Source organism: Mitsuaria sp. TWR114 (assembly GCF_007997345.1).
In genome coordinates this window covers 1-9,792 of record NZ_VOSR01000215.1, presented here as the reverse complement: position 1 = coordinate 9,792, position 9,792 = coordinate 1, and the positions used below count along the sequence as shown (strand labels likewise).

The 9,792-nt window shown below is 66.3% G+C and carries 9 protein-coding genes and 2 pseudogenes; 5 read left to right on the top strand and 6 right to left on the bottom strand.

Going from position 1 to position 9,792, the window contains the following annotated elements; translation table 11 throughout:
* The 4 genes and pseudogenes from FUT87_RS09785 to FUT87_RS09770 form a co-directional block, all read right to left on the bottom strand.
* A pseudogene (locus FUT87_RS09785) lies at positions 1 to 297 on the bottom strand (tripartite tricarboxylate transporter substrate-binding protein); the annotation flags it as partial.
* The gene (locus tag FUT87_RS09780) at positions 294 to 1,394 is read right to left on the bottom strand and encodes a 4-oxalomesaconate tautomerase (protein WP_147240897.1); all 1,101 of its coding nucleotides are present in this window, start codon (positions 1,392 to 1,394) and stop codon (positions 294 to 296) included. The gene FUT87_RS09780 and the pseudogene FUT87_RS09785, both read right to left, overlap by 4 nt.
* A 667-nt stretch (positions 1,395 to 2,061) precedes the next feature.
* Positions 2,062 to 2,398 (bottom strand): annotated as a pseudogene (locus FUT87_RS09775) (IS1595 family transposase); the annotation flags it as partial.
* Positions 2,399 to 2,430: 32 nt separating this feature from the next.
* A complete protein-coding gene (locus FUT87_RS09770; RefSeq protein WP_091725293.1) occupies positions 2,431 to 3,369 on the bottom strand; it encodes a LysR family transcriptional regulator in 939 nt (312 codons plus the stop codon).
* 135 nt (positions 3,370 to 3,504) lie between these two features.
* Here FUT87_RS09770 and FUT87_RS09765 point away from each other — a divergent pair, with 135 nt between their 5' ends.
* From FUT87_RS09765 to FUT87_RS09745, 5 genes are all read left to right on the top strand, one after another.
* Positions 3,505 to 4,353, top strand: coding sequence for a class III extradiol ring-cleavage dioxygenase (locus tag FUT87_RS09765; protein WP_147240898.1), 849 nt, complete (start codon positions 3,505 to 3,507; stop codon positions 4,351 to 4,353).
* A complete protein-coding gene (locus tag FUT87_RS09760) occupies positions 4,350 to 4,745 on the top strand; it encodes a DoxX family protein (protein ID WP_091724632.1) in 396 nt (131 codons plus the stop codon). Before FUT87_RS09765 ends, FUT87_RS09760 begins: the two co-directional genes overlap by 4 nt.
* A gap of 85 nt (positions 4,746 to 4,830) precedes the next feature.
* Positions 4,831 to 5,733, top strand: a complete 903-nt coding sequence (locus tag FUT87_RS09755; protein WP_147240896.1) for an NADP-dependent oxidoreductase — start codon at positions 4,831 to 4,833, stop codon at positions 5,731 to 5,733.
* A gap of 167 nt (positions 5,734 to 5,900) precedes the next feature.
* Entirely contained in the window at positions 5,901 to 6,542 is a 642-nt protein-coding gene (gene ypfH, locus FUT87_RS09750) for an esterase (RefSeq protein ID WP_091724630.1), read from the top strand.
* Between the two features lie 160 nt (positions 6,543 to 6,702).
* A complete protein-coding gene (locus FUT87_RS09745) occupies positions 6,703 to 7,275 on the top strand; it encodes a YceI family protein (RefSeq protein WP_091724629.1) in 573 nt (190 codons plus the stop codon).
* Between the two features lie 162 nt (positions 7,276 to 7,437).
* Here the strand turns inward: FUT87_RS09745 and FUT87_RS09740 are convergent, their stop codons facing one another.
* Positions 7,438 to 8,922: a 2-hydroxyglutaryl-CoA dehydratase gene (locus FUT87_RS09740; protein WP_147240895.1), complete on the bottom strand. Its 1,485-nt coding sequence runs from the start codon at positions 8,920 to 8,922 to the stop codon at positions 7,438 to 7,440.
* Positions 8,919 to 9,792: acyl-CoA dehydratase activase-related protein (locus FUT87_RS09735; RefSeq protein WP_222617101.1), on the bottom strand; the 874-nt coding region annotated here is incomplete at its 5' end. The genes FUT87_RS09735 and FUT87_RS09740, both read right to left, overlap by 4 nt.

The following is a 9,792-nucleotide window of genomic DNA, read 5'->3' as shown; positions in this document are numbered from 1 at the left end:
CGCGCGGGCGACGAATTCGCTGGCGATCGCGCCGTTGGCGCCGGCGCGGTTGTCGATGATGACCGTCTGGCCCAGCAGCGGTCCGAGCTTCTGCGCGATGGTGCGCGCCATCGCATCGTTGCCGCCGCCCGCCGCCGTCGGCACGACGATGGTGATCGTCCGCGTGGGATAGGCGATGGGGGCGACGGTTGGCGCGGCGGCGGGCGCCGCGATGGGGACGGCGAGGGCGCTGATGGCCGTGAGGGCGGTGAGAGCGGCGGTGGCCACCAGCGCCACGGGCGCGAGCAGAGTCTTCATCGGTTTGTCTCCTTCGTTGATGTCGAGAACACGTCCTCGGGCAGATGCAACTCGCCCTGCAGGATCTTTCTGGCAGTGCGCACGAGCGCGGCGCGCTGGATCGAGGCCGCCTCGCCCTGGCCGGCGACCAGGACCTCGATGGCGATGCGTCCCTGCGGATGCAGCACGGACACGGTGCGCGTCCCGTCGCGCGCGGGCGCGCCGCTGGCAACGGTGCCGGGCAAGGCGAAGGCGGTGGCGACGCCGATCGCACCCGTCACCGCATGGGCGGCGTGGCAGCGGCGCGGCGTGAAGTAGCGGGAGGTGATGCTGTCCGGGTCGTCGCCGGCGCTCACGATCACCGGCTTGGGCACGACGCTCGCCGACACGTCGCCCAGGCCCATGGCCAGCCCGGCGGCACGACGGACCGCTTCGATGCGAGCCAGCAAGGCGGCATCCGCATCGAGTTGGGCCGGGGTTTCGCGACCGTGCAGGCCGAGGTCCGCGGCGCGCAGCAGGACGAGCGGCATGGCGGCATCGATGCAGGTCACCGGCAGGCCGTCGATGGCGTCGATGCGGCGGCCGGTCGGGAACAGCGATCCGGTGACCGAGCCCCAGGCATCGAGGAAGTTCAGGCGGATGGGCGCCGCGGCGCCGGCGACGCCGTCGATGCTGGTGTCGCCGGCGTAGACCACGCGCCGGCCGGGGGTCAGCACGGTCACGTCGATGCGCGAGCGGGTGTTGACGTTGAACACGCGGACCGTCGTTTCGCCGTCCTGGGCATCGATCAGGCCCTGTTCGATCGCGAACGGCGCGACGCCCGAGAGCATGTTTCCGCAGTTCGGCCGCGTGTCCACCGAGCGCTGGCCGACGCCGACCTGGGCGAACAGGTAGTCGACGTCGCAGCCCGGTTCCTTGGACCGGGACACGATGGCCACCTTGGAGGTCAGCGAGTTGCCGCCGCCGACGCCGTCGAGCTGCAGCAGGTCGCTGGCGCCGATGGCGCCGATCAGCGCCTCGTCACGCTGGCGTTCGTCGGCGGGCAGCCAGTCGCGCAGGAAGAACGGGCCTCGGGAGGTGCCCGCACGCATCAGGACGCAAGGGATGGTTCGTGTCATGGAGCGGCATGCTCGGCCATGCCGTTGGTGACGTGAAGTGCATCGTTTGGATCAATAAATGCGTGGGACGCAAGGATGTGCCGGCGATTGCGAAGTGGAGCCCTTAGGCGGGAACGCGCGTTGGTGGATCACGGAACGCGAACGGAGCCAGTGAGCTCGATAACGAATGGGTCAAGGACAGCGCATGAATGCAGGTTTGAGTGATTGACAATGTGCATTATGTGATGTCACGGGGAGATCGATTTCTCGCTGGGGCTATGCACGGCAATTGGCGGAGCAACGTGATCTATGTGCCGATACATTCGGCGCAGCAAGTCAAACCCTCGACCTAGGCACTCATGGCGATGGCGCACAACGATGAAGTGAGGCCTGTCATGGCGCACAACGTTAAGGTCCGACTGGCGAATCCCGAACGTGATCTCCGTGCGCAGTCATGCCGCTACGACTGCAACGGTGCTCCACCGCCCCTGAACGGCAGCCAGTGGCTCGCGGTGAAGCAACAGGCCTTCCGCGTGGCTCGACCAGACGAAAGACCAAGGCGTCGCGCATGCGGAGCACCGCGTTACCCACCGACGGCCGGTTCCCGGTTCGTCGCAAGCGCCCGAACCAGCCGTCCGTGGATAACGCTCGTCGCGCCTCGTGGCGTCCACCGAACGGGGGCTGGTCCAATGTGCCAAGCGCCCTGCCCCCGCTCACCTCTGGACAGGTTCAGCGCGTGGTGCTCAACGCCCAGATGTCTGGCTGCCGCTCCTAGCGAGCCGCTGCAGTCCGTGCACAGCAGCGTCCGGGGCTAGCACCGGCGTCAACACCGCGATGGTCTGAGCCTTACCGGCGCGGTGCGAGATGAAGTCGGCCGCTGCGCCGGAGCGGTCTCGCGCCACCAACACCGGCTCTTGTTCGTCGGACAGTCCGCGCTTGGCTCCGCTGCCGCCTCGGTGTCGAGCCTTGCGGGCTTGCACGTGTTGGCTTTTGCTGGAGCGCAGGAAGTAGGTCTCGTCGGCCTCATCTGCCGCAGCAAAACGTGTATGACCCAATCTCATCTGCTGAGGAGATTGAGGGCACTCGGAAGCGGTGTGCCTTGATCGTCCTCCGGGATCTGGGACGCCAAGAAGTCGATGAAGGTACGAACCTTGGCAGAGAGATACTTGCGGCTTGGATAGACGGCATGCAGCGTGTTGCCGAACCGTAGGATATCGGGCAAAACCAGTTCCAGACGCCTCGCCGCGAGATCCGCCTCAACCATCCACAGCGGCAAGAAGGCAAGGCCCATGCCCTGAAGCGCCGCCAAGTGCAGGACTGTTTCGTTTTCGCTCAGCATCACCGTACGCAACGAGATTTTCTGTTGACCATTCGGGCCATCCAGCCCCAAGTTCTCGCCGATGCTGACCCCGCTGTAGCGAAGCAGCGCATGACCGTTGAGTTCAGTGAAGTCTTTGGGACGCCCCATCCGCTTGAGGTAGTGGGGCGATCCGACCAGACGGAACTCCACTTGCATCAACGGACGCGCGACGAGGCCTGAATCGAGGCGATCGCGCGTCATGGCGCGCAAGGCCAGGTCAAAGCCTTCGTCCACCAAGTTCACGATGCGACCACTAAGGTCCATGTCGAGGGATACATCGGGATGACGCCGGTTGTACTCCGCCAGCATGCTCACGAAGCAAGTGTTCGCCGTCCAAACCGGCGCACTTAGCCTGAGCGTCCCTCGCGGTGATACCGCGACATTGCTGATGGCCGCCTCCACCTCGTCCAGACCGTCGAGCGTCGACTTGGCTTGAGCGAAGTAGAGCGCGCCCGGCTCGGTCAGGCTGACATGCCGACTGGTCCGGTTGAGCAATCGGATCCCAATGCGGTTCTCCAGATGGATCACGTGCTTGCTCACCATTGCCGGCGAGAGGTTTAGGCGCTTTCCGGCGGCGGCAAAGCTCTTCAGCTCCGCCACGAGGCAGAACACCCGCAGGCTGATCATCGTGTCCATCTTCATCAATGTATCGGAAATGATCCATCAACATAACGGGTGTTGATCCACCTACAGGAAACCACGACAGTGTCGTCACCAACGAACGCAGTCTGACCGCAAGGCTCCGGGTTGCACCAAAAAGGGAATGTGAAAGTGACTGGCCCCAGGCTTCCAACCTATTTCATCAGCCATGGCGGTGGTCCATGGCCCTACATGACCGGGGAATTCCGCGCCAACATGGCCCAGCTCGAACAGTCGCTGCTCGACATGCGCATGGAGCTCAGCGACGCACCCAAGGCCGTGCTCGTGGTCTCCGGTCATTGGGAAGAGCGCGGCTTCGCCGTTTCCTCGGCTGAGAAGCCCGGGATGGTCTATGACTACCACGGCTTCCCCGACTATCTCTATCACATCCAGTACGGCGCACCTGGGTCGCCGGAATTGGCGCGACGGGTGCAGGAGTTGCTGCACGCGGACGGCATCGATGCACGGTCCGACCGTACTCGCGGCTTCGATCACGGCACCTTCAGCCTCATGAAGCCGCTCTACCCCGAGGAAGACATGCCGCTCGTCCAGCTCTCGCTCGACGCCGGCCTCGATCCGGCGCTACATCTCGCGGTCGGCCGGGCGCTCGCGCCACTACGCGACGAGGGCGTGCTGATTATCGGAAGCGGCCTCAGCTTCCACAACTTGCAGGCAATGCGCGGCACCAGCGGCTACGAGCCTGCGCGGCAGTTCGATGCATGGTTGCAGCAGACGCTGGTTCACACCTCTTCCGACGAGCGCGCCCGCCGGCTAATCGACTGGGAAGAGGCGCCCGCTGCGCGCATCGCGCACCCGCGCGAGGATCATCTTCTTCCTTTGATGGCCGCGGTAGGTGCCGCCTGGGATGAGCCGGGCACCGCCACCTATCACCAGACCGACTTCTTCGGCGGCTTCACAGCCTCGAGCTTTCGCTTCGGCGCCCCACCCGTTTCCAATCCTGCGAGGACCATCCCGCAATGAATACCACCATCTGGGCTCCGCGTGCTCTAACCGCCCTGCGCATCGTCGCGGCTCTGCTCTTCATCGAGCATGCGGCGATGAAGTTCCTGCAGTTCCCTGCACCAGTTCCAGGCATGACCTACCCGCTGCCGACGATCCTGATCGTCGCCGGAGCGATCGAGGTCATCACCTCCGTGTTGATGATCATCGGCTTCCAGACCCGAATCGCTGCATTTGTCGCTTCTGGCGAGATGGCCGCTGCCTACTTCATGGCCCATGCCCCACAAACCTTCTGGCCCGTGCTGAACATGGGCGAACCGGCGATCCTGTTCTGTTTCATCTTCCTCTACGTCGCCGCTGCCGGCGGTGGTGCCCTGACGCTCGACAACGCCCGGCGCGTCGCTGCGCAGTAGACAGCAGCCACAGGTATCCCATCCATTCCGTTGCCGCCGGAAGCCCGAGGCTTCCACCTGGCAACGCACTACTCCGGTGAACGCAATGAAAGCAGCACTTCTCAAGGCCTATGGTGGCGTCGATCAGTTCGAGATCGGTGACCTACCGATTCCCCAACCCGCTGCAGGCGAAGTCCTGATCAAGATCGCGGCCTCCGCGGTGCATCCCTTCGATCTCATCCTGCGGCAAGGCTTCATGGCTCAGTACATTCCGCTCCCGCTGCCAGCGGTACTTGGCGGAGATGCCGCCGGCACCGTGGTCGAACTGGGCCAGGGCGTCACGGGACTGGCCGTAGGCGATCGGGTCGTCGCCGACTTCGCTGCGAACGGTAAGGGAGCCCACGCCGAGTATGGTGTGGTCCCAGCCACGTCCATCGCCAAGCTTCCCGCTGAACTGAGCTTCGAAGAGGGCGCATCCCTGGTCAAGGCTGGCCTCACCGGTCGGCAGACGGTTGAAGCGCTCGGAGTCAAGCCCGGCGATCGGGTGCTGGTCTCTGGAGGCCTCGGGGCGGTCGGGCGCGCAGCGCTGCAGTATCTGAAGCAGATTGGCGCAACGCCGGTTGCCGGGGTTCGCCCGGAGCGTCTGGGCGAGGCTCGCGAACTCGCGGACGAAGCGCTGGACATCACGGTGCCGCCGACCAGTGCGACGTTCGACCGCGCCATCAGTGCGGCGGGCCCGGTGGCAGGAAATCTCATCCGCCATGTGCGCGACGGCGGCAAGGTGGTGAGCATCGTTCCCGTGCCCAAGGACGTCAATCCAGGCAACCGCGTGTCCATTCACGAGCTCTATCACCGTACGGATGCCGCGATGCTGGGCGATGTGTTGGACGCGGGTGCCCGGGGAGTACTAGTCGTGCCGATCGCCCAGACCCTGCCGTTGAATCAGCTCGGCGCGGCCCACGAGGCTGTCGCCTCAGGGGCCCAGGGCAAGGTCGTCCTGAGGCACTGAACGACCGAGACGAGAGGGCGGATGCACGCAGTGCGATCTGGACGCGGTCGAAGTGCGAATGCGGCGTGTACCTCCCTTCACCGTGATCGAAGGCGGCATCCAGCACGGCGTGCTCGCGATAGAGTCCTCCGCCGTCGGCCGTACATCAACAGGCACCTAGACACATCATGTCCGACGCATCCCTGGTGGTCCAACGACCCACTACCCAAGCCTCGCAGCTCGTGCTGCTGTTTCACGGGTTTGGCTCGACGCCATCCAACATGGCGGGCGTCGGCCGGCAGATCGCCGCGATTGACGCGAAGGCGTTCGTGGTATCCGTCGCAGCGCCGTATCGCTCAGACTTGGGCCAGGGGCTGCAATGGATCTCGGTCACGGGCCTCACGGAAGGCAATCGTCCCGAACGCGTCGCCGCCGCATTGCCACTGTTCGTCGAGACGATCCGCCGATGGCAATCCGACGCAAACGTTCCGCCGGAAGCCACAACGCTGATCGGCTTCTCGCAAGGCGCCATCATGGCCCTGGAGTCAGCCGCAGGTGGTGGTAGTGCGATCGCTGCGCGCGTAATCGCAGTGTCCGGTCGGTTCGCCCGACTGCCCGAATTGATGGCCTCGGGTGTCACTGTCCACCTCGTGCATGGCGATGAAGATACCGTCATGGTGCCAGCCCACAGCATCGAAGCTTTGGCCCATCTTGCAAAGGCCGGTGTGCCGACATCGATTGACGTGGTTCCCGGCCTGGGCCACGGCATCGACGGACGGGTCCTGGGCCACATCCTGAATCGCGTGCCCGCCCCGGCGCGCCTGCCTTGACCAACCTTCTGAGCAACCCAACCCTGCGCGCGGGGTTGCGCGACCGCCCGTCGCGCCTTCACTTCCCAGATGAGTCCCAACGTTGGGCAAGCCCCTGGCGGCGCGGTCAGCGCCGGGGAATTCATGTCCATTCCAATCTGACCCGCTGGAGCTCACCCCCATGAAGAAGCTTTCTGTGATCGTTCTCGCCGCCCTCGGCCTTGCCGGCATCGCACATGCTGAGACCGTGACCTACAACTTCGACCCAACGCACACCTTCGCGACGTTCGAGATTGGCCACTTCGGTACCTCGACCAACCGCGGTCGCTTCAACAAGACCGAAGGCTCCGTCGAACTCGACAAGGCCGCCAAGACCGGCAAGCTGTCCGTGACCGTCCACGCCGACTCGCTGGACACCGGCTTCGCGCAGTTCACCAAGCACATTTCGAGCAATGAGATGCTGGACGTCGCAACCTACCCCACCGCGACCTTCGCGGGCGACAAATTCACCTTCAACGGCGACAAGGTGACCGACATCTCGGGCGCGCTGACGCTGCACGGCAAGACCAACCCGGTCACGCTGCATGCAGTCAACTTCAACTGCTACCAGAACCCGATGCTCAAGCACGAGGTCTGCGGCGGCGACTTCGAGGCCACGATCGTGCGCAGCCAGTACGGCGTGAACTACGGCCTGAACTACGGATTCCCCGACAACGTGCACCTGGTCATCCAAGTCGAGGCTGTCAAGCAGTAGGCGAAACCATCCTGGCTACGGCGCACGTACTTGTCGTCTAAAAGGGCATGGCTCACAAACCACTTAGATGCTTCCACGCGGAACGCACATTACGTGGCCCCTCCAACAAGTTCGTCGTCCGAGTCCCCGATGCGAGCGCGAAGCCGGGCCGGGCCGGCCTGCTCAGGTGCCGGCCGCCCGTTCGGCGGCCGCCAGCCGCTTGGCCTTGAAGAGGTCGCGCAGCACCCGGCTGTGGGCATTGGCCGCGCCGTCGCCGGTGGTCTCGATGCTGCAGAAGATCGCTTGCGGGTACTTCTCGGTCACCAGCGCCTGCACGCCGTCGGACACGCCGGACGACGGCATGCAGCCGAAGGGCTTGACGCTCACCACCATGTGGGCCTTGCGCGCGGTGACGCTCTGGATCAGCTTGCCGACCTCCATGTGCCCCTCGCCGCCTCGCAGGTGGTTGTCGTAGAACGGGTGCGACAGCGTCGCGATCTCGTCGAGGTTGCACAGCCGGCGCGCCGGCAAGCCGAGCACCGCCGCATACAGCGCGTAGCAGCCGCGCAGGCCGGCCTCGGCGGCGCGCGCCGCAGCCAGCCGCCGCCAGGGCGACCTGCCGGCCAGGCCGTGGCGACCGCCGTCGTGCCGCGGGAGCGCCATCCGCCGTCGCGTGTCCCAGCGCATCTGCCAGAGGTTGTAGAGCAGCCAGGCGGTGACCGGCTGCACCAGCACCTCGGCGCCCTCGGACTCGAGGAAGGCCTGCAGCCGGTAGTTGCCGTCGCCTTCGGTGGTCATCGCCCAGAACTCGCCGATCACCGACACCTTGGGCTTGACCCGCGCGCGGTCCAGCTCGACCGCGCCCAGCAGCCGCCGGCATCGCCACAGCGCCGCCAGGACGCTGCCGCGCACCGCCAGCGCGTTGTGCAGCACCGCCTTGCAGCGGGCCAGCGCCGCCTGCGTCGCGCCCGGATCGCGTTCATACGGCCGCAGCCGGTAGCCCATCGCGTTGAGCACGTCGCCGGCCACCACCGCCCGCAGCAGCGCGAAGAAGAAGCGTCGATCCAGCACCAGCCCGTCGCCATCGCCGCAGGCCTGTCGCAGACCGCCCTGCTGCTGGAACAGCAGCACGCGGAAGCCCTCGAAGCCGGCATCGCGCAGCGCCTTGCGGTACTCGGTCGCGTAGGTCCCGAAGCGGCACGGCCCGCAGGCCCCGGCGGTGACGAAGACATGCCGCGCGATGATCTCGCGCGGGTTCAGGCCTTGCTCGTCGCGCAGCCGCTGCAGGTGATGGACGAGATTGCCGACGGTGAAGTAGGTGGGATTGCACTGGCCACGGTTGCCGAACTCGCGCCCGACGCGCAAGGCCTCGTCGTCCGGCGTGCCCAGCACCTCCACCCGGTAGCCGATGCCCCGCAGCGCGCCCTGGATCAGCAGGTCCTGCGCCTGCGTCAGTCCGCCGCACAGCAGCGTCGTGCCGGCGCGCTCGTCGCGCGTGAAGGGCCGCGGCGCCGGATCGCGCCACTGCGCCACCGGCACCTCCGTCAGTCCCAGCCGCGCCCGTTCCTCGCGCTCGAAGGCCTCGAGCTCGCGTTCGATCTCGGCGGCCCGCGCCAGCTCGTCGCGCAGCCAGATCACCGGGCGGTCGCCCTCGTCCGTCAATCTCATGAGGTCCTCCGGTGGATGGTGATCGGATGCGCCGTCGCGGCGGTGTCGCAGGCCCGCCCGGTGGTCGGCTCCAGCGGCGCGAATCGCGGCACCGTCTCCTCGCCCAGCCAGGCCGCGTAGTCGCGCTCCGAGGCCGGATCGTGCGTCGCGAGGCCATCGAGGCCGCCCTTCTCCTCACGGTTGACCTCGCCGTCACGTGCCCTCGCCCGCGCTCGCAGCTCGCGCCGCTTCGCCTCGATGCGCCGCGCCAGCTCGTCCTTGGCGGCATGCAGGTCCTGCAAGCGCTCGGCGTGGCGCTGCAGCGTATGCCCATAGGTGCGCACCCGGATCTTCAGCGAGCCCGACGGCTTGTTGGCGTCCAGGTCGTGCAGCGCCGAATACGGCGTCGCGCTCGCCGCGACGATGTTGTCGATCATTCCGTAGGTGGGCGCGTCGTGGCCGCATTTGAAGCTCGACAGGTCCAGCACCACCAGGTTGGGATGCCGGGCGGCGAACTTGGCGGCCCAGACCTTCTCGGCGCTGTTGGTCGAATAGGCCTCGGGCCAGACATCGGCCACGCCCAGCGGGTCGCCGCCCTCCCCGGCGAAGAAACGCGCCAGCCACTGCGGATCCTTCGGGATCGAGCGGATCGACAGTACCGGATAACCCAGCGCCTGGAACTCGTCGAGCACGCCATGGTGCAGTCCCGGATCCGCGTGATACGGCCGCGCCAGCAACAGGATGCCGACCCGTCCTTCGTCCTCGAGCTGCGCCAGCAGCTGCATGCCGCGGCGCTGCATCTCGCTGTCGAAGGCGCGCAGCGCCGCCCAGCCCTGGTCGACGGCGAAGTCGCTCTCGTCCCGCGTCACGCCCAGGCGCTCGCCCCAGGCC